Consider the following 22000-nt stretch of genomic DNA (forward strand, 5'->3'; position numbering starts at 1 on the left):
ATGCCCTCAGTCTCGCGCCACGCGCAGCTCCCCCGCCTCCCCGCCTGTGCCATCACCGGTCACGGCCAGCGCCCCGTCCCGGTCCGTCCGCAGCACCACCGCCCCCACGGCCCGCAGCTCGGCCACCGTGCCCGGTGCCGGATGCCCGTACGGGTTGTCCGCCCCGCAGGAGATGAGCGCGACCCGTGGCGCCACCCACCGCAGCAGCTGCGGATCCTGGTACGCGGACCCGTGGTGAGCCACCTTCAGCACGTCCACGTGGCCCAGCCCGGCGGCGGCCGGTGATCTCAGCAGCTCCTGCTGGGCCGGGGGTTCGAGGTCCCCGAGCAGCAGCATCCGCAGTCCGGCCGAGCGGACCAGCAGCGCGACACTGGCGTCGTTCGGTCCGTCCGGTTGCGGTGCCGGGTCCGGCGGCGGCCACAGCACCCGCCAGTCCAGCGGCCCGGTCCTGCGCCGCTCCCCGGCGACCGCCCGCGTGACCGGGACCCGGTGCTCGGCGGCCTCCCTTCTGACGAACTCGGCCTGGTCCGCGGGCTCCTCGAATCCGGTCGTCTCGATCTGCGCCACCTCACGGCCGCGCAGCACCCCGGGCAGTCCCGCGACGTGGTCCGCGTGGAAGTGGGTGAGGACGACGAGCGGGATCCGGGTGATGCCGAGTTCCCGCAGGCAGTGGTCGACCAGTCCCGGATCGGGCCCCGCGTCCACGACCACTCCCGTGCCGGCGCCCGCCGCGAGCACGGTCGCGTCACCCTGCCCGACGTCGCACATCGCGAGCCGCCAGCCGGGCGGCGGCCAGCCCGTGACCACCCGGGTCAGCGGCGCCGGCCGTACCACCAGCAGCACGAGCAGCACCCCCAGCACCCCGCACCACCACGGATGCCGCAGCAACCGCCGCCCCAGCAGTACGACGACCACCGTCACCGCGGCCAGCAGCAGCGCCCCCGCCCAGCTCCCGGGCCAGTCCACGCCCGCACCCGGCAGCCCGGCCCCGGTCCGGGCGATTCCCGCGATCCACCCGGCCGGCCAACCCGCGCACCACGCCAGCACCTTGGCCACCGGCATCGCGACCGGAGCCGCCGCGAGCGCCCCGAAGCCCAGGATCGTGGCCGGTGCGACCGCGATCTCCGCCAGCAGGTTGCAGGGCACCGCCACCAGACTCACCCGCGCCGACAGCACCGCGACCACCGGCCCGCACACCGCCTGCGCGGCCGCGGCCGCCGCCAGCCCCTCGGCCAGCCGCTCCGGCACCCCGCGCCGCCGCAGCGCCTCGCTCCACCCGGGCGCCAGCAACAGCAGCGAACCGGTGGCCAGCACCGACAGCACGAAGCCGTAACTGCGGGCCAGCCACGGGTCGTACAGCACCAGCAGCAGAACCGCCGTAGCCAGGGCCGGGACCAGGGACCTGCGGCGGCCGGTGGCCAGGGCGAGCAGGGCGACCGCGCCGCAGGCCGCGGCCCGCAGCACGCTGGGGTCCGGCCGGCACACGACGACGAAGGCGAGCGTGAGCGCCGACGCGAACAGCGCGGTCGCCCGCAGCGACAGCCCGAGGCGCGGGGCGAGCCCCCGCCGCTCGGTCTGCTGGGCCAGTCCCGGCGGTCCGATGAGCAGGGCGAGCAGGATGGTGAGGTTGCTGCCCGACACCGCGAGCGTGTGCGCGAGGTCCGTCGCCTCGAAGGCCTCGTCCAGCTCCGGGGTGATCCGCGAGGTGTCCCCGACGACCAGTCCGGGCAGCAGCGCCCGCGCGTCCTCGGGCAGCCCGTCGGTCGCCTCCCGCAACCCGGCCCGCAACCGTCCGGCCAGCCGCTGCGGCCCGCTCGGCTCCCCCACCACCACCGGCTCGGGGCGCTCCCGTACCCGCAGCATCGCCGCGACCCGGTCCCCGCCGGCCGTGGCCGGGGCCAGCCGCCCGCTCACCCGCAGCCGAGTGGAGGGCAGCAGCCCGAGCCACCGGGCCCGGCCGCCGCCACCGGGCGCCGGCACCCCCGTGTCCACGGCCACCAGCACCGGTGAACGCGTCGTCACCGCGGTCCCGTCGCTCCTGTCCACCCGCCGCACCTCGGCGCGCACCAACACGGCGGCCGGAGTGGCGTGGTCCCCCCGCACGCGCGGTCTGGCGGCCCAGGGGTCACCCGTGAGCTCCACCTCGGCGGTCACCGTGGCGTAGTCGCGGGCCAGCCCGGGAACCGGTCCGCGGCGTACGTCCGCCCCGTGCAGCCCCGCGGAGGCGGCCGCCCCGGCGACGCACAGGAGCAGCGCACCGGCCGAGGCCCGCCGCCAGGCCGGCCGGGCGGACCCGACGCCGCCGGCCGCCGTCCCGGGCCGGGGACGCGTCCGGCCGAGCCGCAGCAGGATCACCCCGGCGACCAGACAGGCGACGGCGATCGCGGCCGTCCACCCCGGTGGCGCGTCGAGCGCCGACGCCGCCGTCGCCCAGACGGTCAGCGCGGGCGGCACCAGCCGCAGGTCGGCCTGCGCGTCCTGCCGGGTGTGCGCGGTGCCGGACCGCTGCCCCGACTCTTCGGGCACGGCCCGGCGTGCGGCCACGGGGGCCGGGGCCGCCGATCCCGGGCCGGCGTCGTCGATCCCGCGCCTCATGCCCGTACCAGATCCCGCAGGTCGGAATAGCGGCGGTCGCCGATCCCCCTGACCTGACGGAGTTCGTCCACCGAACGGAAACCGCCGTGCTGGGTGCGGAAGTCGAGGATGTGCTGGGCCAGCACCGGGCCGACTCCGGGCAGGGCGTCGAGCTGCTCGAGGGTCGCGGTGTTCAGGGAGACCGGGGCGGCCGGGCCCGCTCCCGTCGCGGCACCGCCCACGGCCTGCCCCGGGGCGGCCGGCGGGGCGGGGCCCCCGACGACGATCTGTTCGCCGTCCGTCAGGAAGCGGGCGCGGTTGAGTCCGTCGGTGTCCGTACCGGGCCGCACCCCGCCCGCCGCCCGCAGCGCGTCGGTCACCCGGGAACCGGCAGGCAGCGTGTGGACCCCCGGGTCACGAACCTTCCCGGTGACATCCACCACAATCTCCCCACCGGGCCTGCCGGTTCCACCGAAGCCACCGCTCCCGCCGGACCCGGCGGGCCCGTCGATCGCACCGGTCGTCGCGGCGGTACCGGCGTCGGCTCCGGCGGCCGGGGCCTGCTCCGCGTTCTTCTCGTACGGCGCCTGCGCGCGCACCACCTCCGGTGCACTCACGGACTCTGACCGCCCGGTCCAGAAGTGCTGCACGGCCAGCGCCGCGGCCACGACGAGGACCATCCCGAGGGCGACCGCACCGCGGCGCTCCAGCCCGCAGCGCGTCTGGAGCCACACCGGCATCCGCTCCCGTACCGCGAGCCCGACCCGGGACCGCAGCCCGGGCAGCGGCGGCTCGCGGCGCGCCGTGGCCTCACCGGCCAGCGCACGGGCCGACGACACCACGGCCGCCGCCGTGGACAGCGCCGCCGCGGCGGTGCGCACCCCGGCCGTGGCCGTGCGCACCGCGGTCGTGGCCGTGCGCACCGCGGTCGTGGCCGCAGTCAGTCCGGTCGCCGCGCCGGTGCCGGACACCGTCTCCGCGCCGGGCGGTCCTTGTCCCGGCACGGGCCTGGCGACGGCCCGTTCGCCGAAGAGGAGTTCCGCCCGGCGGCGCAGTTCGTCCGCCGGGGCGGGGCGGTGGCGGACACGGGCCCGGACCGGGGAACGCCGGTGCCGGGTGCGGCCGTCGGAGGTGGGGCCCCGGCCGGGGCCACTGGTCGCGGGTGTCTCGTGTGAGCGTGATCGAAGTGCCATGCGACGAGGATCGGGCTTCCCGCCGATCCGCGATGATCTTGCTCAGTTTCCGTGGACCGCCGCGGGGTTGTGGACAACTTCGCCACCCGCACGAGTGATCGTGCCGAGGCGCGAGCCCTCGGATCCCCGGGTCACCGCAGCGAGACGACAGCCCCGAGCAGCCCCGGTCCGGTGTGCGCGCCGATGACCGCGCCGACCTCGCTCACATGCAGGTCGGCCAGCCCGGGCACCCGCGCCCGCAGCCGGTCGGCGAGGGCCGAGGCCCGGTCGGGCGCGGCGAGATGGTGGACGGCGATGTCCACCTCGGCGCCGCCCGCGCGCTCGGCGGTGAGCTCCTCGAGGCGGGCGATGGCCCGGGACGCCGTCCGTACCTTCTCCAGGAGCTCGATCCGGCCGCCGTCCAGCTGGAGCAGTGGCTTCACGGCGAGCGCCGAGCCGAGCAGGGCCTGGGCGGCTCCGATGCGGCCGCCGCGGCGCAGATAGTCGAGGGTGTCGACGTAGAAGTACGCGGAGGTGCCGGCGGCCCGCTTCTCCGCCGCCGTGACGGCCTCGTCGACGGTGCCGCCCGCCTCGGCCGCCTCGGCCGCCGCGACCGCGCAGAAACCGAGGGCCATCGCGACCATCCCGGTGTCCACCACCCGCACCGGGACGGGTGCCTCGCGGGCGGCGACGACCGCCGCGTCGTAGGTGCCCGACAGTTCGGCGGACAGGTGGAGCGAGACGATTCCGGTGGCCCCGGACCCGGCTACCCTGCGGTAGGTCTCGGCGAACACCTCCGGGCTGGGCCGGGAGGTGGTGACGGGGCGCCGCTTCTGCAAAGCCTGGGCCAGTGAACGGGTCGAGATCTCGGTGCCCTCTTCGAGCGCGCGGTCGCCGAGGACCACGGTCAGGGGCACCGCGGTGATGCCGTGGCGCTCCACCGTCCGCGGCGGCAGGTAGGCCGTTGAATCGGTGACGATCGCGACATGGCGGGACATGAGCTGGAGGTTACCTGGCGTAGCCCGGGCGCGGCAGCCCGCCCCCGGCGGCCCGGACCGGGACCGGCCCTGTCAAGTGGTGCTCTCCGGCCGGGGCTTCTTCTGCCACGGGTAGGCGCGAGGCCGGCCGAGCGGGGTGATCGCGGGCTGGACCGGCTCGTCCGCCGCGGCGGACCGGGGTTGTCCGGGCCAGGTCTGACGGTCGTCGGGGCCGGCGGCGGCCTCGGGCCACGGCGGGGTCTGTACGCCCGGCTCCGGCCGGGTCCAGTGCCGCAGGGCGTCCGCCTCGACGCCGATCTGGGTGCTCAAGGTGTCCAGATCGTCGGCCGCGAAGCGGCGGGCCCGGTCGCGGGCCGCCCAGCGCAGCGCGTCCGCGGACTCGGTGATGCGCTCGGTGCGGCGGCGCAGCTCGGGCAGGCGGGTGGCGAGCGTGGCCCGGTCCGGTTCGGCCTCCAGGCGCCTGAGTTCGCCGTCCAGTTCCTGCCCGTGCGCGCTGAGGCGCTGGAAGAGGCCGAGGGACTCCTTCAGCGACTCGTCCTCGGCGACGCCCGCGTGCAACGCGTCCTGGGTGGCCCGCATCGAGGTGCGCAGGGCGAGCCGGAGCTGGGCGATCTCGCCCGCCGGGCCGATCTGGACCATGGACCTGGCGCGCAGCGTGTGCTCCTCGACGGTGCGCCGGGCCTGGGTGATCGTGCGGTCCACGCCACGCTTTGCCGCGCCGACCGCCTTGAAGGTGACGTACGCCCCACCGGCGACGAAGAGCAGGAAGAGCACGGCGAATACGGCGATCACTGCTTCCACGGTGCTCCTCCTCGCTGCCCACCATCCCGGCCGTTTCCGGGCACGGCGTGGGTGGCCGTGCCCCTCAACGGTAAACGCAAAGGGCAGGCCCGGAGTTCCGGAAAAACCCCGAACCTGCCCGTAGGGGACCACCCGGAGACGGCCGGCGGTGTCACGCCGTGACGATGTTCACCAGCTTCGGCGCGCGCACGATCACCTTGCGGATCCCGGCGCCGCCCAGCGCCTTCACGACCGTCTCGTCGGCCAGCGCCACCTTCTCCAGTTCCTCCTCGGAGATGGCCGGCGGCACCTCCAGGCGGGCCTTGACCTTGCCCTTGATCTGCACGACGCAGGTCACGGTCTCGTCGACGACGTAGTTCGGGTCGGCGACCGGGAAGTCCCGGTGCACGACCGAGTCGGTGTGGCCCAGCTTGCGCCACAGCTCCTCGGCGATGTGCGGGGCCAGCGGTGCGATCATCAGCACCAGCGGCTCGGCGACCGGACGCGGCACCGCGCCACCCGCCTTCGTCAGGTGGTTGTTCAGCTCGGTGACCTTGGCGATGGCCGTGTTGAAGCGCAGCCCCTCCAGGTCCTGGCGGACGCCGTCGATCGCCTTGTGCAGGGCGCGCAGCGTCTCCTCGTCCGCCTCGGCGTCGGTCACGGTGACCTCGCCGGTGGCCTCGTCGACGATGTTGCGCCACAGCCGCTGCAGCAGCCGGAACTGGCCGACCACCGCGCGCGTGTCCCACGGCCGGGACACGTCCAGCGGGCCCATCGCCATCTCGTACAGGCGCAGGGTGTCGGCACCGTACTCGGCACAGATCTCGTCCGGAGTCACCGCGTTCTTCAGGGACTTGCCCATCTTGCCCAGCAGGCGGGTGACCTTTTCGCCCCCGTAGTAATAGGCGCCGTCCCGCTCCTCGACCTCGGCGGCGGGCACCGGGAAGCCGCGGCCGTCGCGGTAGACGTAGGCCTGGATCATGCCCTGGTTGAACAGCTTGTGGAACGGCTCGGCGGACGAGACGTGCCCCAGGTCGTACAGGACCTTCGACCAGAAACGGGCGTACAGCAGGTGCAGCACGGCATGCTCGGCACCGCCGACGTACAGGTCGACACCGCCGTGCGGCATGCCCTCGCGCGGGCCCATCCAGTACTGCTCGATCTGCGGGTCGACCAGCTGCTCGCTGTTGTGCGGGTCCAGGTAGCGCAGTTCGTACCAGCAGGAACCGGCCCAGTTGGGCATGGTGTTGGTCTCGCGGCGGTACTTCTTCGGTCCGTCGCCCAGGTCCAGGGTGACGTTGACCCAGTCCTCGTTGCGCGACAGCGGCGTCTCGGGCTGGGTGTCGGCGTCCTCCGGGTCGAAGGTGCGCGGCGAGTAGTCGTCGACCTCCGGCAGTTCCAGCGGCAGCATCGAGTCGGGCAGCGCGTGGGCGACGCCGTCCTCGTCGTAGACGATCGGGAAGGGCTCGCCCCAGTAGCGCTGACGGCTGAACAGCCAGTCACGCAGCCGGAAGTTGACGGTGCCCTCGCCGATGCCCTTGCGGGCCAGCCACTCGGTGATCCGGGCCTTGGCCTCGGCGACCGGCAGGCCGTCCAGCCTGATGTCGTCGTTGGAGGAGTTGATGATCTTCGCGTCGTACGAGCCGAAGGCGTCCTCCCACGTCGACGTGTCGGTGCCGCGGTCGTCGGTCGGCTCGACGATGCAGACGATGGGCAGCTCGAAGGCGCGCGCGAACTCGAAGTCGCGCTGGTCGCCCGCCGGTACGGCCATGATCGCGCCGGTGCCGTAGCCCATCAGCACGTAGTCGGCGATGAACACCGGGATCTTGTCGCCGTTGACCGGGTTGGTCGCGTACGCGCCGGTGAACACACCGGTCTTGTCCTTGGCCTCGGCCTGCCGCTCGACGTCGGACTTGGCGCCGGCCTGCGCGCGGTACGCGGCGACGGCGTCGGCGGGGGTGGCGTGGCCGCCGGTCCACACGTCGTGGGTGCCCTCGGGCCAGGCGGCCGGGACGAACCGGTCGACCAGCGGATGCTCGGGAGCCAGCACCATGTAGGTCGCGCCGAACAGGGTGTCCGGGCGCGTCGTGAAGACGGTGATCTTCTCGCCGTCGATCGGGAAGTCGACGCGGGCGCCCTCGCTGCGGCCGATCCAGTTGCGCTGCTGCAGCTTGATGGCCTCCGGCCAGTCCAGCTCGTTCAGATCGTCCAGCAGCCGGTCGGCGTAGGCGGTGATGCGCATGTTCCACTGGCGCAGCTTGGCCTTGAAGACGGGGAAGTTGCCGCGCTCGGAGCGGCCGTCGGCGGTGACCTCCTCGTTGGCCAGCACGGTGCCCAGGCCGGGGCACCAGTTGACCGGCGCGTCGGAGGCGTAGGCCAGGCGGAACTCGCCCAGGACGTCGCCGCGCTCGGCAGCGGTCAGCTCGTTCCACGCGCGCGTGTGGCCCGGTACGGCACGTTCACCGGACTCGAACTGGGCGATCAGCTCGGAGATCGGGCGGGCCTTGTCCGCCTCGTCGTCGTACCAGGAGTTGAAGATCTGCAGGAAGATCCACTGGGTCCACTTGTAGTAGTCCGGGTCGATCGTGGCGAACGACCGGCGCTTGTCGTGGCCCAGGCCCAGCCGGCGCAGCTGGACCTTCATGTTCTCGATGTTGGCCTCGGTGGACACGCGCGGGTGCGTGCCGGTCTGCACCGCGTACTGCTCGGCGGGCAGGCCGAAGGCGTCGAAGCCCAGGGTGTGCAGGACGTTGTGGCCGTTCATCCGCTGGAAGCGGGCGAAGACGTCGGTGGCGATGTAGCCCAGGGGGTGGCCGACGTGCAGGCCCGCACCGGACGGGTACGGGAACATGTCCATGATGAATTTCTTGGGCCTGGCGACCACCTCGGAGTCGCCGGCCAGGTCGCCCGTGGGGTTCGGCGCCGCGTAGGTGCCGTCGGCGTCCCAGAAGTCCTGCCAGCGTGCCTCGATCTCGGCCGCCAGGGCAGCCGTGTAGCGGTGCGGCGCGGCCTCCGCCGACGTGGCGGCGGCAGCGGGGTTCGTCTCGCTCATGATCCTCAAAGCTCCATCGGTCGTCTCTGCCAGCGGCTGCGAACGTTCTAGAAACGAAAAATCCCCTCGCACAGGAGGGGACGCCGCGCCGATGCCGACCAGCCGTTTCGTCCGGCGGTCGGGACTGATCAGCGCGGCCCGCTAAGCAGAAGGCGTACGGCACGCATGGCGTCAGGGTACCGCAGCGCTTGAGCAAGCTGCGACGCGCTTGCGTATCAATGGTTGACACGTGTGTCTGAGGCGACCATCGGGACGAGAGTTGAACCAGGTTCAAAAATTACTTCGCGTAACGTCCGCTAAGGGACACCACAAGGGCTGCACCGCTCTTTGGTAACAACGCAATAACTCAAACCTCGTACTGATCGGTATGGCGCCACTTAGGCTGCGGCACCGGGACCGCTTTCCCGAACTGCTCGGAGTTGCCCCCATGAACCCTCGTCGTAGTAACAGCACGCTTCCCAAGCCAGGCCGTTCGGCCTGGGGGGTGGCGTCCGCTGTCGTTCTGCTGCTCATACCCGTGGTCGTGCTGACCGGAGGCAGCCAGTTCCAGTCGTTCCTGAACTTCGGCGCGGGCGTGCTCTCGCTCGTCTCGCTGAGCTGCTCGGTGATCTGGGGTCTGATCGCACAGGACCGCATCTTTCTCAACACCCGCCAGCGGATCGTCGGCCAGGCGGTGCACCGGACGACCGCGGTCGCCTCGATCGCGTTCCTGCTGGTGCACATCGTCACGAAGATCGCGCTGGATCACACCGTGGTGATCGCGGCGATCATCCCGTTCTCGCTCGGCGTCACCGGAAGCGCCGGCCTGATCGGGCTCGGTTCGCTGGCCGGACTGCTGATGATCTTCGTGGGCGTCACCGGCGCCCTGCGCAGCAACTTCGCCGCCCCGGCCGTCGTCGCGGCCCGCTGGCGGGCCATGCACATGCTGGCCTACCCGGCCTGGTGCGCCGCACTGATCCACGGCCTGTACGCGGGCCGCGCGGCGAAGCCGTTCTTCATGATCTCGTACGACCTGTGCCTGGTCGGTGTCATGGCGGCGCTGGCGCTGCGCGCCGCCCCGCGCCCGTTCAAGCGAAGGTTCGCCGACCGTCTCGTCTCCGTCCTGGGCAGTCCGGAGCGGCCGGAGCTGGACGATCTGGACGCCAGCCGCGCCCGGGTGGGCGAGTCCGGGCTGCCGGGCTACGAGGTCACGCGAGAGCGCGAGCCGAGGCCGTCGCGCGCCGACACGGCGACCTCGCAGTCCAACCCGCTGTTCCCGTCCGGTGCGGCCGCCGCACCCGGTCCCGACCCTGCCTCCGGCTTCGCCGCCGCCTACCGGGCCACGTCGACCCCCGGCCAGGCCCAGTCGCCGTTCGCGGCCGGTCAGACCGCGCGCATGGAGCGCATGGACGGCCCGTCCAGCACCTCGGGCAGCTGGCCGATCCCGTCGCCGCCGCCGGTCGGCGAGGCGCCCCGGTCGGCGTACGACCCGATGCAGGACACCGGATACAACATCCCGGCCTATGGCAATCCGGGCGCCGGCGGCGTGGGCGGACGTGATGTGTACGACACGGGTGAGACGAATGCCCGGTACGGGACGTACAACTCGAATGACACGTACAACAGTGGTCCCGCCAACGAACCACCGCCCGGTGCGTCCTTCGACGCCCCGGGTTCGGGCGAACCTTGGAACACGCCTTCCGGAGGCTATAGGTGAACGAGGCCCTGCCCGACGTCCCAGAAGTCCGCGTGGTCGGCCTTCCGCAGCTCACGTCGGGCTTCGACCTTGTCGAAAGACTCGATCTGCCCATGCACCTCAAGGTGCACGGGCCGCTCGAACCCCTGGGCGGAGAGCAGCTCGCGCAGCTCTCCGAACGCATCAACCTGAAAGGCCGCGGCGGCGCGGGCTTCCCCTTCCACAAGAAGCTGCGCTCGGTCGCCGAAGCCGCGATCAAGCGCGGTGTACGGCCGGTCGTCGTCGTCAACGGCAGTGAGGACGAGCCGGCCTGCCGCAAGGACACGGTGCTGATCAACCGTGCCCCGCATCTGATCCTGGACGGCGCCCTGCTGTGCGCCGAGGCGCTGGGTGCCCGCACGCTCGTGGTGGGGGTCACCCGGGAGTCCACACAGCGCTCGATGGAGCAGGCGCTCGCCGAGCGCGGTCTGAGCAACGGCCGGCGATCGGCGCTGAAGGCGTTCGTCCAGCGCAACCCGGTCCGTATGGTCACCGGCGCGGCCGCGTCGCTGATCCGCTCGATCGACGGCGGCCCGGCGATCCCGCCCGGCCGCAAGACCAGTGCCTCGCAGAACGGCGTCGGCGGCGCGCCCACGCTGCTGTCGAACGCGGAGACGTTCGCGCAGCTGGCGATCGCCGCCCGGATCGGCCCGGAGCGCTACGGCAACACCGGTCTGTACGACGAGCCGGGCACCGTCATGCTGACGGTCTCCGGCGCGGTCGCCCGCCCCATGGTGATCGAGGTCCCCACGGGGGTGCCGCTGCGCTACGTCCTGCAGCTGGCCGGCGCCCCGCCGGTGCCGCAGGGTGTGCTGACCGGCGGCTACCACGGCAAGTGGATCGACGCGGCCACGGTCAACGAGGCGATCGTCTCCCGCAACTCGCTCGACGCGGTGGGCGGTGCGCTGGGCGCCGGTGCCATCCTGCCGATCACGCAGGAGACCTGCCCGCTGGGCGAGTCGCTGCGGGTGGCCCAGTGGCTGGCGGAGGAGAGCGCGGGACAGTGCGGTCCCTGCTACCTGGGTCTGCCGGCGGCCGCGCGCGGCATGGAGGACATCCTCAACGGCGGCGGACCGGCCGCCCTGGAGGCACTCAAGCAGGTCGCGAAGAACGTGAAGCGGCGCGGGGCGTGCTCGCACCCGGACGGCTCCGCGATGTTCCTCGAGTCGACGATCAAGGCGTTCACCGACGACCTCGCCGCGCACGTTCTCGGAAACGGCTGCGGACGGCCCGTGGAGGGCGTTCTGCCGCTCTTCGAGGACGGCAAGATGCCTACGGGCATCCCCGGCGGCGGAGAGCCCGAGGACAACGGCGGCGGCAGCCGCCAGAAGATCTACGTCGACTGGACGCTGTGCCGGGGCCACGGCCTGTGCGCGGACATCCTCCCGGAGGTCTTCGAGCTGGGCGCGGACGGGTTCCCGACGGTCGCGCAGGCGAAGGTGCCCCGGTTCGCGGAGGCCAAGGCGCTGCGCGCGGTGCGCCGCTGCCCGGCGCTCGCCCTGCGCCTGGAGGAGGACACGCGCTCGCAGGCGCCGGCCAAGAACCTGCCGGTCCTCTCGCAGGGCCGTGGCCGCCGGGCCCTGGGACGCTGATCGCACCTTTCACGCACGTGTGGGGCGGGCCACCCTGGCCGGGTGGCCCGCCCCACCGGGTTGAGAAGAACCCCGGAGCGAAGTTCCTGCGGACAACTCTCCCGAATGTCTTCGGTACCGAACAACGCCAAAGGCGGACCATCCGTTCGGATGATCCGCCTTCGACTTCTGTGGAGCTAAGGAGAATTGAACTCCTGACCTCCTGCATGCCATGCAGGCGCTCTACCAACTGAGCTATAGCCCCGTGTTTTGGTCCGCCCGGTTTCCCCGGCGGCGACGCCAACATTACACGGTCGCGGGGGTGCACCACCAAATCGTTTCCGTTCTGTACGGATACGGAGGCTAGTGTCGGACTTCGTGACCGTGATCGCCTTCTCCGAGACCCGGCGCCGGATGCCGGTGGCCCTCGGGGCGTGTCTCCTGTCGTTCACGGCGTTCTGGGTGGCCCAGCGGGCCGCGCACGTGTCGATGATCGACCTGATGGTCTACCGGGCGGAGGGGGCGACCGTCCGCGCGGGCGGCGATCTCTACGCGCTGCGTACGACGGCGGCTCATCTGCCGTCCACCTACCCTCCGTTCGCGGCGCTGCTGTTCGTCCCGCTGACGCTGCTGGACGTCACGGGCATGCGCACCCTGGCGACGGCCGGGAACCTGGTCCTGCTCCTGGTGTTCGTCGGGCTGTCGATGCGGCTCGTCGGGCACGCGCGCGTGGAGCACGTCCTGTGGGTCACGGCAGCGGCGGTGTGGTGCGAGCCGGTGTGGACGACGGTGCGCTACGGGCAGGTCAATCTGCTGCTGGCCGTACTGGTGCTGTGGGATCTGTCACGTCGTCCCGCCGAACGTCCGGACCGCTGGGCGGGGGTGGGGGTCGGGCTCGCGGCGGCGGTCAAGCTGACCCCCGCCCTGTTCGCGGTGTTCCTGCTCGCCACCGGCCTGGCCGCACGCCTCGCGGGACGGGACGGCGGCCCGTGGCTGCGGCACGCGCGCGGGGCGGCCGCCGCCTTCACGGGAGCGACCCTGCTGGCGGCGGCCGTCCTGCCGTACGACTCGTGGCGGTTCTGGACCGGGATGGTGTTCCGGACCGGACGGGTGGGGCGGGCCGAGGAGACCGCGAATCAGGCCCTGCGCGGCGTTCTGGCGCGTCTGCTGCACACTCCCGACCCGGGAGCCCTCTGGGCCGCCGCAGCCGCCCTGACGGCCGTCCTGGGGCTCGCGGTGGCGGTGACGGCGGAGTTGCGCGGCCGACGGGCCTGGGCGGTGGCCGTGTGCGCGGTGACCGCGCTGCTGATCAGCCCGGTGTCCTGGTCGCACCACTGGGTGTGGTGCGTGCCGGTGGTGCTGCTGCTGTGGACCCGCGGGCACCGGACGGTGGCCGCGGGCGCGCTGCTGGTCTTCTGCTCGTACGCCCTGTGGTGGGTGCCACACGGGCACGGGCGGCCCGAACTGCACCAGAACGCCGTCGCCTTGACGCTGTCGGCGCTCTACACGGTCACCGGGGTGCTGTTCCTCGCGCTCGCCCGGACATCGTTGCCGAGGCCGGGCCCCGCTCAAGCCGTGACGAACGAGTAGAACCGCTTGAGCGTGCAGTGCTCTTCGAGGAGCCGGCCGTAGATCGGCTCGCCCTCCAGCTCACGGTAGGTCTCGATCGGGTCGCCTTTTATGATCAGCGCCCGCGCGCATTCCTCGCACCAGTACTGGTAGTCGGGGTTGATCGGCTCCATGTCGCGGACGATGGGGGTACCACTCCCGCACCAGTCGCACTTCCGCCTGTGTGCACCCATCGATCAGCTCCAGCTGTGGCCGCAGGCCGTGCACACGTAGGAGATCCCGCCGTTGTCGCCGAGTACTTGGGCGACATGCACGGAACCGCAGGAAGGGCAGAGCAGCCGGGTGATCGTGTCCCGTATCAACGCCGCACCGAGGAGGTGGCCGCCCTCCTCAAGGATGCTCGCAGGCATCGCTACTCCTCCCGTCGGGCCGCGCCCCCTTCCGGCCGTTTGATTCTGCCACGGCCGGACCAATACGGTCAGCGACGCCTCAGTACCAGTCCGGACACGGCACCCGCGGCCGCCGTCGCGGCGAGCGCCCATGCGCAGGCTGACAGCGCCTCCGCAGAGGTATACGCCTGCGGGCCCCCAACTGACTCAAGCCGGTTCAAGAACAGTGTGCCGAACGCGGCGACGCCGACGAGCTGGCCGAGCTGGGTGACGGTCGCGAGGAGTCCGCTGGCGTCCGCGGCGTCCTCGGGGCGCACGGTTGCGAGCGCGCCGGTGAGCGTGGGGCTGAACGCGAGCGCGAGCCCCACGCCCACGCCGGCGTACGCCACATAGAGCTGCGCGCCCCCGTCGCCGCCCCCGCGGAAGGCCGATCCGACGCCGGCCACGCCCAGCGCGGTGAGCACGAAGCCGGCCGGTGTCAGCGCCCGCTGCCAGGCGGCCGGCCACCTGCGCCAGGTGAGGGCGACCACACCGAAGACGACGGCGGTCGGCGCGAAGGTGAGACCGGCGCGCAACGCGCTGTAGCCGAGGCCGCTCTGGACGTGCAGGGTGAGGGTGAAGAGGAATCCGGCGTTGACGGCCATCACGGCGAGGATGCGCAGGACGGCCAGGGCCATGCCGGGGTGGCGCAGCACCCGGGGAGCGACGATCGGGGCGCCGCCGCGCCGGGCCAGCCTCGCCTCGTACCCGGAGAACAGCGCGAACAGGAGCACGGCGGCGGCCAGGGACAGCCAGGACCACAGCGGCCAGTCCTCCTCCTGGCCGAGCACCAGCGGAACCGTCAGCAGCGACACCGCGGCCCCCAGCAGGACCAGGCCTGGCAGGTCCAGGCCGCGTGCCCGCTCGGGACCGGATCCGGCGCCGGGCGGCAGGACACGCCGGCCGAGGACGAGGAGTACGGCGCCGACCGGCACGTTGACGAGGAACACCGGCCGCCAGCCGGTGCCGAACAGGTCGGCGCTGACCAGGACGCCGCCGATGATCTGACCGGCGGCGGCGCCGACCGCGAGGACCGCGGAGTAGGCTCCGAGCGCCCGTATGCGGGCCTCGCCGGTGAAGGCACGCTGGATGATGCTGAGGACCTGCGGGATCATCACCGCCGATCCGGCGCCCTGCACCAGCCGGAACACGATCAGCTCGGTGGCGCCCTGGGCCAGGCCGCAGGCGAGCGACGCGGTGGTGAACACGGCGAGGCCGGCGAGGTGGACCCGGCCGTGGCCGAGCCGGTCGCCGAGCCGGGCACCGGTGATCAGCAGCACCGAGTAGGTGATGGCGTAACCGGCCACGACCAGCTGCAAGTCGGCGCCCGAGGCGTGGAGTTCGGAACCCATGGTGGGGGCCGCGACGTTCACGATGAAGACGTCCAGCACTGCCATGAACAGGGCCGCGAGGACGACCGCGAGGAGCAGCCGGGGCCGGTTGTCAGTGCCGGGTGCTTCACTTTTCGCAGGGGTCGCGGCGGGTGCGGGACCTGGTCCCGTCCGGGGTGTCGTCGTCATGCGACCGAGCGTGGCGGCGGGCCGGTACGGGTGCCGAGAGCCCGCCGATGCTGGTACTGGCAGCACCTGGCAGGGGGCGGGGGCTGCGCCCAGGATGGAGACGTGACGACGGGGGACGTGACGATGGCGACGACAGCACACCGCCGCAGGCCGGAGCTGGCCGCGTTCCTGCGCAGCAGGCGGGCCCGGGTGCAGCCGGCGGACGTCGGGATGCCGCCGGGGCTGCGGCGGCGCACGCCGGGGCTGCGCCGGGAGGAGGTCGCCCAGCTCTCCGGCGTGGGCGTGACCTGGTACACGTGGCTGGAGCAGGGCCGGCCGATCAACGCGTCGGCGCAGGTGCTGGACGCGGTGGCGCGGACCCTGATGCTGGACCCGCCGGAGCGGGAGCATCTGTACCGGCTGGCGGAGGTGCCGTTCGCCCCGGTGCCGGAGGGGCTGTCCCGGACGGTCGGGGCGGAGGTGCAGGGCATCATCGACGCGCTGGACCCGCTGATGGCGGTGGTGTACACCTCGCGCTACGACGTGCTGGCCACCAACGCCGCCTACCGGGACCTGTTCCTGGTGCCGGAGACGGTGCGGATCGGCGTGCCGAACGTGCTGTGGACGCTGTTCACGGTCCCCGAGGAGACCAGCCCGGTGGTGCATCTGCAGCGTGAACTCCCGATGATGGTGGCGACCCTGCGTTCGTCCTACGGCAGGCACGTGGGTGAGCCGGCCTGGGAGGACTTCATACGGGCGCTGTCCCAGGCCAGTGGGTACTTCGCCCGGTTGTGGGCGAGCGGGGCGGTGGCGCAGCCGGGGCCGCGGGTGAAGACGTTCCGTCATGAGGCGGTGGGCGAGTTGCGGATGACGTCGCAGTCGCTGTCGATCGACGGGATGCCGGAGGCGCGGATCGTGGTCTACACCCCGGAGGGCGAACGGACGCGGGAGCGGGTGGCGTTGCTGCGGGAGCGCAGGCAGCGGCTGTGGCCGGTGACGGAGGAGGAGGCCGCCGAGCTCCTCCGGGAGTGGAACACAAGAAATCCCGCCCTCTGAGGAGGACGGGATTCCCATCACCGATCTTTGACAACTCGACAGTGTGCGGAGTGTCGATCTGTGGAGCTAAGGAGAATTGAACTCCTGACCTCCTGCATGCCATGCAGGCGCTCTACCAACTGAGCTATAGCCCCTTGCGTTCTTCCCGTCTTTCCGCTCGGCGGGGCGAACAAGAAGAACTTTAGCCTGCGACCTGCCGGAAAGTGAAATCCGGGTCCCGGCGAGGCCGGGTGGCCGCCGGATCCTCAGTCGTCGTCGCCGAGGACGGGCTCCGGGAGGGTGCCGGCGTTGTGTTCCAGGAGCCGCCAGCCCCGGGCGCCTTCGCCGAGCACGGACCAGCAGCAGTTGGTGAGACCGCCGAGGCTCTCCCAGTGCTGGGACTCCAGGCCGAGGAGACGGCCGATGGTGGTGCGGATGGTGCCGCCGTGGCTGACGACCACGAGCGTGCCGTCCTCGGGGAGCTTCTCGGCATGCCGGAGCACGACGGGGGCGGCCCGGTCGGCGACCTCGGTCTCCAGTTCACCGCCGCCGCGGCGGACCGGCTCGCCGCGCTTCCAGGCGGCGTACTCGTCGCCGTGGCGGGCGATGATCTCCTCGTGGGTGAGGCCCTGCCACACGCCCGCGTAGGTCTCCCGCAGTCCCTCGTCGCGGATCACGTCGAGGCCGGTGAGGGCGGCGAGCTGGGCGGCCGTGCCGGCGGCCCGCCGCAGGTCGGAGGAGACGATCGTGTCCGGGCCGAGGGAGGCGAGCAGGCGGGCCGCACGGCGGGCCTGGCCGATGCCGGTCTCGGTGAGTTCGACGTCGGTGGAGCCCTGGAAGCGGCGCTCCACGTTCCAGGCGGTCTGGCCGTGCCGCCACAGGATGATGCGGCGGCCGCGGCCCCTGCGGTCGGTCACCTCGCCCGTGGCGCTCATCACCAGTCCCCGCCCGGCTCGCCGGCGTCCTCGGCGGCCTGGAGCTTGGCGTGCTCCGCCGCCTTGCCGCGGGTGGCCTTGGCGTCGGCGGGCAGCTCGATCTCGGGGCAGTCCTTCCACAGCCGTTCCAGGGCGTAGAAGACGCGCTCCTCGCTGTGCTGGACGTGGACGACGATGTCGACGTAGTCGAGCAGGATCCAGCGGGACTCGCGGTCGCCCTCGCGCCGCACCGGCTTGGCGCCGAGTTCTTTCTGGAGACGTTCCTCGATCTCGTCGACGATCGACTTGACCTGGCGGTCGTTGGGTGCGGAGGCCAGCAGGAAGGCGTCCGTGATCGACAGGACGTCGCTGACGTCGTAGGCGATGACGTCGTGGGCGAGCTTGTCGGCGGCCGCCTGGGCGGCGGCGGTGATGAGCTCGAGGGAACGGTCGGTTGCGGTCACTGCGTGGCTTTCCGTAGGCGGTCGTTTGACCACAAGGGTCTCACGGACCGCCGGGCGCACCCCACGTGATTACCGGGTCACGTGGGGTGCGGTGGGCCGCCGCTCAGGAGGAGGACGGCTTGTAGTCCTGGCCGAGGACGACCGAGACGTCGGCGCCCGAGCCGACCGTGCCCTTCTGGACGGCGCCGGTGCCGAGGCCGAGGGTCTTGGCGACCTCGGTCGCGTTCGCCTTGTCGGCGGCGTCGGAGTACAGCACCTTGGAGGTGGCCTGGGTGCCGGAGGCGGTGCCGCCTTCCAGGAAGGTGTAGCCGCCGTTGACGAGGACCACGCGGGCCTTTTCTGTGTCGTCCTTGACGCCGGTGGCGTTCTGGACGGAGACGCGCACCGCGGATCCGGCCGACGGGCTCTTGGCGGTGCCGCCGAGGATGTCCTTGACGACGCTCGAGCTGGTCTCGGCGCTGAGCGTGCCGTCGCTCTGGACGGGCAGCAGCGCGGTCTTGTAGTCGCCGTCCTTGGCGAGGTTGGAGAGCTTGGCGAGGAAGGTGCCGAGGTCCTTGTCGGTGAGGGACGGGTCGAGGATCTGCGCGAGGGTCTGCACGGTGGTCGTCGCCGCGGAGGCGTCGGAGGACAGCTTGCGCAGCACACCCTGCATGACCTGCCCGAACCGTTCCAGCTGGGCGTTCTGGGCCTCGCCCGAGGCGCGGTAGGTGGCGTAGGCGACGGCGGCCTTGCCCCCGAGGGTCTGGTCCTTGCCCTGGTTGACCAGGGGTTCCTCGCCCTTCTTCTTGGCGTCCGGGTCGGGGACGTCGGCGTTGGTGTCGATGTCGATGTTGCCGACGAGATCGACGAGGTTCTGGAGGTAGGGGGTGTCGAGCCGCCAGGTGCCCTCGATGTTGGTGCCGAGGACGGTGTCGAGCTGGTCGCGGGTGCCGGAGGAGCCGTCGTCGTCGACGGACTTGGCGAGGGTCGTGGTGGTGCCGTCGTCGTCGGTGAGGGCGAGGGAGTTGGGCAGCAGGACGGTGCTGCCCTGCTTGGTGGTGGTGTTGTCGACGAGCAGCACGGTCGAGGTGCCGCCGCCACCGGTGTTGTGCAGGTGGACGACGATCACGTCGCGTTTCTGGGCGGCCACCGGGGTCGTCGTGCCGCCCTTGGTGGCGGAGGAGGACAGACCGGGGATCTTTCCGGCGTACCAGAGGTAGCCGACGCCGCCGACGGCGACCAGGGCGAGGACGACGACCAGGGCGATCATCCGGCTGCGGGCGCGGCGCTTGGCCTCCTCACGGCGCTCGGTGCGGTTCTCGGTGAAGTTCAGCCAGTCGATGACGTCCTCGGAGTCGCCGTCCGGCTGCTCGACGAACGCGAACTGCCCGGTGTGGTAGTCCCGTTCGCCCTCGGCCTGCCGGGGGCCGACGGACTGGTCGGCCGGCCCGGCCTGCTGCGGGATGTGCGCGGTCTGCTCGGCGACCCGGGGCTGCCGGCCGCTCGTGGCCGCCTGCCCGTAGGGGTCGTAGGCGGCGTGGCCGCCGGTGCCGTACGGGTCGTACGCGGGCGTGACCGGCTGCCGGCCGGTGTCGTGGACGGGGGCCTGCTGCCCGGTGTCGTACGACGGCGCGGCCTGCTGCCCGCCCCCGGCGTAGGGGTCGTAGCCGTAGCCCTGCCCCTGCCCCTGCCCGGCGTACGGGTCGTACGTCTGCTGCTGTTGCGCCGGGATCTGGCGGTACACCGGCCGGCCGTACTCGTCGTAGCCGACGAGTTCGTAACCGTCGCTTCCGTAGCCCGCGTCGTATCGGTCGTTCACCGGTGCCCCTCTCGGCTCACTCGCCGCGGTACAGCTCGCGCTTGTCGATGTAGCGCACGACTCCGTCCGGCACCATGTACCAGATGGGGTCGCCCTTGGCGACTCTCGCACGGCAGTCTGTGGAGGAGATGGCGAGCGCGGGAACCTCCACCAGCGAGACGCCGCCCTCGGGGAGACCGCGGTCGGTCAGATGGTGGCCCGGCCGGGTGCATCCGATGAAGTGGGCCAGGGAGAAGAGTTCCTCCGAGTCCCGCCAGGTGAGGATCTGGCCGAGCGCGTCGGCGCCGGTGATGAAGAACAGGTCGGTGTCGGGGTTGAGGGCCCGCAGGTCCCGCAGGGTGTCGACGGTGTAGGTGGGGCCGCCGCGGTCGATGTCGATACGGCTGACGGAGAACTGCGGGTTCTCCGCGGTCGCGATGACCGTCATCAGATAGCGGTCCTCGGCCGGTGAGACGGCGCGGGAGGTCTTCTGCCACGGCTGTCCGGTGGGCACGAAGACCACCTCGTCGAGGTGGAACTGGGCCGCGACCTCGCTGGCCGCCACGAGGTGCCCGTGGTGGATCGGGTCGAACGTTCCGCCCATGACACCGAGGCGGCGCTTGCCGGTGTGCGCGGGGCCCGCCGGCGTGTACCGCGGCCGTGTCGCCATGTCGTCGGCCTCGTCATCTGCCGGACCGGTAGGCATGTCCTGCTCTCCCATGCGTGCAGACCCTACCGGCCCGGTCCGTGGGCCCTGCCCGGAGGACCGGAGCCGGGCTCGGCGTCCGGCTCAGCGGTCGCGGTTGAAGCGGGTGGTGATCCACAGCAGGAGCAGCAGGATGACGAGGGCGCTGCCGCCGGTGACGGCCGGGTTGAGGCTGTTGTGGTTGCCGCCGTGCTCCTCGCCCTCGGCGGCGAGGGTGACCAACTGGGCAGCGGCGCTGTGGAGATTCATCATCTGCGGCAGGACCTATCGCGTGTGGACGGGATAAAGATGTCGGCTCATCGTATGCGGGCGCCCCGGCGGCGATCACGCCGACTCCTCCGTTGGGGAACGTTCCCGGCGGCTCAGTCGTCCTTCTGTTTGTACCCGCGCAGCAGGAACCAGGCGGTCAGTGCGCAGCCGACGAACATGACGACGATGACGACCCGGAGCAGATCGCCCGAGCCCTGGTGCTGGGCGGCGCTCGCGGCCTGGGTGAGCCAGGCGGCCGGGGGGTGGTGCTCCATGAGGACTCCTTCGGCTGTACTGCCCGTCCACGGTATCGCCGCCTAGGCTGGGCCCTGCCCCGGGGGCACGGCAGACACTCACGCACATGGGGGATGACATGTCCGACGACGGCCACGAGCAGAACGGGCACGAGCGCGTGCCGAGCAGGCAGCGCAGGCGGTTCCCGGGGATCTCCTCGCGTGCGTACGAGCATCCGGCGGACCGGTCGGCGCTGGTGGCCCTGCGCAAGCTCAGCGGCTTCGACACGGTCTTCAAGGCGCTCAGCGGGCTGCTTCCGGAGCGGAGTCTCAGGCTGCTGTTCCTCTCCGACTCGGTCCGGGTGTCCGACCAGCAGTTCGCACACCTGAACGACATGCTGCGGGACGCCTGTTACATCCTGGACCTGGAGAAGGTCCCGCCGATGTACGTGACGCAGGATCCGCAGCCGAACGCCATGTGCATCGGCCTGGACGAGCCGATCATCGTGGTGACCACGGGTCTGGTGGAACTCCTCGACGAGGAGGAGATGCGGGCGGTCGTCGGCCACGAGGTGGGACACGCGCTGTCCGGGCACTCGGTGTACCGGACGATCCTGCTGTTCCTGACCAGCCTCGCGCTCAAGGTCGCCTGGATCCCGCTGGGCAACCTGGCGATCCTGGCGATCGTGACGGCCCTGCGGGAGTGGTTCCGCAAGTCGGAGCTGTCCGCCGACCGGGCCGGGCTGCTGGTGGGCCAGGACCTGCGGGCCTCGATGCGCGGGCTGATGAAGATAGCGGGCGGCAACCACCTGCACGAGATGAACGTGGACGCGTTCCTGCAGCAGGCCGAGGAGTACGAGGCGGGCGGCGACCTGCGCGACTCGGTCCTGAAGATCCTGAACGTGCTGCCGCGCTCGCACCCCTTCACCACGGTCCGCGCGGCCGAGCTGAAGAAGTGGGGCGAGTCCCGCGACTACCAGCGGATCATGGACGGTCACTACCCGCGGCGCACCGAGGACAAGGACACCTCGGTCAGCGACTCGTTCAAGGAGTCGGCGGCCAGCTACGCCAGTGACGTGAAGGCCTCCAAGGACCCGCTGATGAAGCTGGTCACGGACATCGCGGGCGGGGCCGGGGGCCTGGGCGGCCGGGTGAAGCGCGGCTTCGACGGGTTCACGAGCGCGCCCCCGCCGAAGGACGCACCGCCCAGGGACACTCCCCCGGAGGGCGACGAGGCGTAGCGGGCCGGCTGCGCCGCATCGCGG

General features: G+C 72.0%; 19 protein-coding genes and 2 tRNA genes. 5 read left to right on the forward strand and 16 right to left on the reverse strand.

Translation table 11 applies throughout. The annotated features are described in order from the left end of the window. Positions 1–6 precede the first annotated feature (6 nt). From ACFY0P_RS14115 to leuS, 5 genes are all read right to left on the reverse strand, one after another. Positions 7–2595: a ComEC/Rec2 family competence protein gene (locus ACFY0P_RS14115; RefSeq protein WP_388911371.1), complete on the reverse strand. Its 2589-nt coding sequence runs from the start codon at positions 2593–2595 to the stop codon at positions 7–9. After that, complete coding sequence (locus ACFY0P_RS14120) at positions 2592–3767, reverse strand: helix-hairpin-helix domain-containing protein (protein WP_388911374.1); 1176 nt, start codon at positions 3765–3767, stop codon at positions 2592–2594. Before ACFY0P_RS14120 ends, ACFY0P_RS14115 begins: the two co-directional genes overlap by 4 nt. 131 nt (positions 3768–3898) lie before the next feature. Next, positions 3899–4744 (reverse strand): DegV family protein, encoded by an 846-nt coding sequence (locus ACFY0P_RS14125; protein ID WP_388911377.1) that lies wholly within the window; start codon positions 4742–4744, stop codon positions 3899–3901. A gap of 72 nt (positions 4745–4816) precedes the next feature. Beyond that, the gene (locus ACFY0P_RS14130) at positions 4817–5545 is read right to left on the reverse strand and encodes a hypothetical protein (protein WP_388911380.1); all 729 of its coding nucleotides are present in this window, start codon (positions 5543–5545) and stop codon (positions 4817–4819) included. 151 nt (positions 5546–5696) lie between these two features. After that, positions 5697–8576 (reverse strand): leucine--tRNA ligase, encoded by a 2880-nt coding sequence (gene leuS, locus ACFY0P_RS14135; protein ID WP_388911383.1) that lies wholly within the window; start codon positions 8574–8576, stop codon positions 5697–5699. 427 nt (positions 8577–9003) lie between these two features. Here leuS and ACFY0P_RS14140 point away from each other — a divergent pair, with 427 nt between their 5' ends. Next, entirely contained in the window at positions 9004–10272 is a 1269-nt protein-coding gene (locus tag ACFY0P_RS14140) for a cytochrome b/b6 domain-containing protein (protein WP_388911386.1), read from the forward strand. Continuing rightward, the gene (locus ACFY0P_RS14145; protein WP_181801638.1) at positions 10269–11882 is read left to right on the forward strand and encodes an NADH-quinone oxidoreductase subunit NuoF family protein; all 1614 of its coding nucleotides are present in this window, start codon (positions 10269–10271) and stop codon (positions 11880–11882) included. The genes ACFY0P_RS14140 and ACFY0P_RS14145 overlap by 4 nt, the downstream gene beginning before the upstream one ends. 171 nt (positions 11883–12053) lie before the next feature. Here the strand turns inward: ACFY0P_RS14145 and ACFY0P_RS14150 are convergent. After that, a tRNA-Ala gene (locus tag ACFY0P_RS14150) sits at positions 12054–12126 on the reverse strand. A 113-nt stretch (positions 12127–12239) separates the two neighbouring features. Between ACFY0P_RS14150 and ACFY0P_RS14155 the strand changes: the two genes are divergently transcribed. Next, the gene (locus ACFY0P_RS14155) at positions 12240–13451 is read left to right on the forward strand and encodes a glycosyltransferase 87 family protein (protein ID WP_388911388.1); all 1212 of its coding nucleotides are present in this window, start codon (positions 12240–12242) and stop codon (positions 13449–13451) included. On the opposite strand, the gene ACFY0P_RS14160 is transcribed toward ACFY0P_RS14155, so the two are convergent. From ACFY0P_RS14160 to ACFY0P_RS14170, 3 genes are all read right to left on the reverse strand, one after another. Further along, positions 13430–13663, reverse strand: coding sequence for a hypothetical protein (locus ACFY0P_RS14160; protein WP_006136074.1), 234 nt, complete (start codon positions 13661–13663; stop codon positions 13430–13432). The genes ACFY0P_RS14155 and ACFY0P_RS14160 overlap by 22 nt on opposite strands. 3 nt (positions 13664–13666) lie before the next feature. Further along, on the reverse strand, positions 13667–13840 hold the full coding sequence (locus tag ACFY0P_RS14165; protein ID WP_107483215.1) for a hypothetical protein: 174 nt from the start codon (positions 13838–13840) through the stop codon (positions 13667–13669). 68 nt (positions 13841–13908) lie between these two features. After that, entirely contained in the window at positions 13909–15378 is a 1470-nt protein-coding gene (locus ACFY0P_RS14170) for an MFS transporter (protein WP_388911391.1), read from the reverse strand. Between the two features lie 123 nt (positions 15379–15501). Between ACFY0P_RS14170 and ACFY0P_RS14175 the strand changes: the two genes are divergently transcribed. After that, complete coding sequence (locus ACFY0P_RS14175; RefSeq protein ID WP_388911486.1) at positions 15502–16413, forward strand: helix-turn-helix transcriptional regulator; 912 nt, start codon at positions 15502–15504, stop codon at positions 16411–16413. Positions 16414–16474: 61 nt separating this feature from the next. Here the strand turns inward: ACFY0P_RS14175 and ACFY0P_RS14180 are convergent. The 7 genes from ACFY0P_RS14180 to ACFY0P_RS14210 all read right to left on the reverse strand — a co-directional run bounded on the left by ACFY0P_RS14180 (position 16475) and on the right by ACFY0P_RS14210 (position 20777). After that, positions 16475–16547 (reverse strand) — tRNA-Ala (locus tag ACFY0P_RS14180). Positions 16548–16658: 111 nt separating this feature from the next. Further along, positions 16659–17327: a histidine phosphatase family protein gene (locus ACFY0P_RS14185; protein ID WP_388911394.1), complete on the reverse strand. Its 669-nt coding sequence runs from the start codon at positions 17325–17327 to the stop codon at positions 16659–16661. Continuing rightward, positions 17327–17770, reverse strand: coding sequence for a ribosome silencing factor (rsfS, locus tag ACFY0P_RS14190; protein ID WP_388911397.1), 444 nt, complete (start codon positions 17768–17770; stop codon positions 17327–17329). The genes ACFY0P_RS14185 and rsfS overlap by 1 nt, the downstream gene beginning before the upstream one ends. 103 nt (positions 17771–17873) lie before the next feature. After that, complete coding sequence (locus tag ACFY0P_RS14195; protein ID WP_388911399.1) at positions 17874–19568, reverse strand: LCP family protein; 1695 nt, start codon at positions 19566–19568, stop codon at positions 17874–17876. A gap of 16 nt (positions 19569–19584) precedes the next feature. Next, a complete protein-coding gene (gene nadD, locus ACFY0P_RS14200) occupies positions 19585–20268 on the reverse strand; it encodes a nicotinate-nucleotide adenylyltransferase (protein ID WP_388911402.1) in 684 nt (227 codons plus the stop codon). Positions 20269–20337: 69 nt separating this feature from the next. After that, positions 20338–20505: a hypothetical protein gene (locus tag ACFY0P_RS14205; RefSeq protein ID WP_177232770.1), complete on the reverse strand. Its 168-nt coding sequence runs from the start codon at positions 20503–20505 to the stop codon at positions 20338–20340. Between the two features lie 110 nt (positions 20506–20615). Then, positions 20616–20777 carry a hypothetical protein gene (locus tag ACFY0P_RS14210; RefSeq protein ID WP_217549548.1) on the reverse strand — a complete coding sequence of 54 codons (162 nt, stop codon included), beginning with the start codon at positions 20775–20777 and terminating at the stop codon, positions 20616–20618. Positions 20778–20875: 98 nt separating this feature from the next. Here ACFY0P_RS14210 and ACFY0P_RS14215 point away from each other — a divergent pair, with 98 nt between their 5' ends. After that, the gene (locus ACFY0P_RS14215; protein WP_388911489.1) at positions 20876–21976 is read left to right on the forward strand and encodes a M48 family metallopeptidase; all 1101 of its coding nucleotides are present in this window, start codon (positions 20876–20878) and stop codon (positions 21974–21976) included. Positions 21977–22000: the final 24 nt, after the last annotated feature.

Source organism: Streptomyces sp. NPDC001714 (assembly GCF_042892755.1).
Classification (GTDB): domain Bacteria; phylum Actinomycetota; class Actinomycetes; order Streptomycetales; family Streptomycetaceae; genus Streptomyces.

Excerpts from the sequence above, each read along its gene's own strand:
- ACFY0P_RS14215 (WP_388911489.1), top strand. The coding sequence starts at position 20,876 with ATGTCCGACGACGGCCACGAGCAGAACGGGCACGAGCGCGTGCCGAGC.
- ACFY0P_RS14140 (WP_388911386.1), top strand. The coding sequence starts at position 9,004 with ATGAACCCTCGTCGTAGTAACAGCACGCTTCCCAAGCCAGGCCGTTCG.
- ACFY0P_RS14210 (WP_217549548.1), bottom strand. The coding sequence starts at position 20,777 with ATGGAGCACCACCCCCCGGCCGCCTGGCTCACCCAGGCCGCGAGCGCC.
- ACFY0P_RS14160 (WP_006136074.1), bottom strand. The coding sequence starts at position 13,663 with ATGGGTGCACACAGGCGGAAGTGCGACTGGTGCGGGAGTGGTACCCCC.
- ACFY0P_RS14120 (WP_388911374.1), bottom strand. The coding sequence starts at position 3,767 with ATGGCACTTCGATCACGCTCACACGAGACACCCGCGACCAGTGGCCCC.
- ACFY0P_RS14185 (WP_388911394.1), bottom strand. The coding sequence starts at position 17,327 with ATGAGCGCCACGGGCGAGGTGACCGACCGCAGGGGCCGCGGCCGCCGC.
- nadD (WP_388911402.1), bottom strand. The coding sequence starts at position 20,268 with ATGGGAGAGCAGGACATGCCTACCGGTCCGGCAGATGACGAGGCCGAC.
- ACFY0P_RS14165 (WP_107483215.1), bottom strand. The coding sequence starts at position 13,840 with ATGCCTGCGAGCATCCTTGAGGAGGGCGGCCACCTCCTCGGTGCGGCG.
- ACFY0P_RS14115 (WP_388911371.1), bottom strand. The coding sequence starts at position 2,595 with ATGAGGCGCGGGATCGACGACGCCGGCCCGGGATCGGCGGCCCCGGCC.
- ACFY0P_RS14205 (WP_177232770.1), bottom strand. The coding sequence starts at position 20,505 with ATGATGAATCTCCACAGCGCCGCTGCCCAGTTGGTCACCCTCGCCGCC.
- leuS (WP_388911383.1), bottom strand. The coding sequence starts at position 8,576 with ATGAGCGAGACGAACCCCGCTGCCGCCGCCACGTCGGCGGAGGCCGCG.
- ACFY0P_RS14170 (WP_388911391.1), bottom strand. The coding sequence starts at position 15,378 with ATGACGACGACACCCCGGACGGGACCAGGTCCCGCACCCGCCGCGACC.
- ACFY0P_RS14125 (WP_388911377.1), bottom strand. The coding sequence starts at position 4,744 with ATGTCCCGCCATGTCGCGATCGTCACCGATTCAACGGCCTACCTGCCG.
- ACFY0P_RS14175 (WP_388911486.1), top strand. The coding sequence starts at position 15,502 with ATGGCGACGACAGCACACCGCCGCAGGCCGGAGCTGGCCGCGTTCCTG.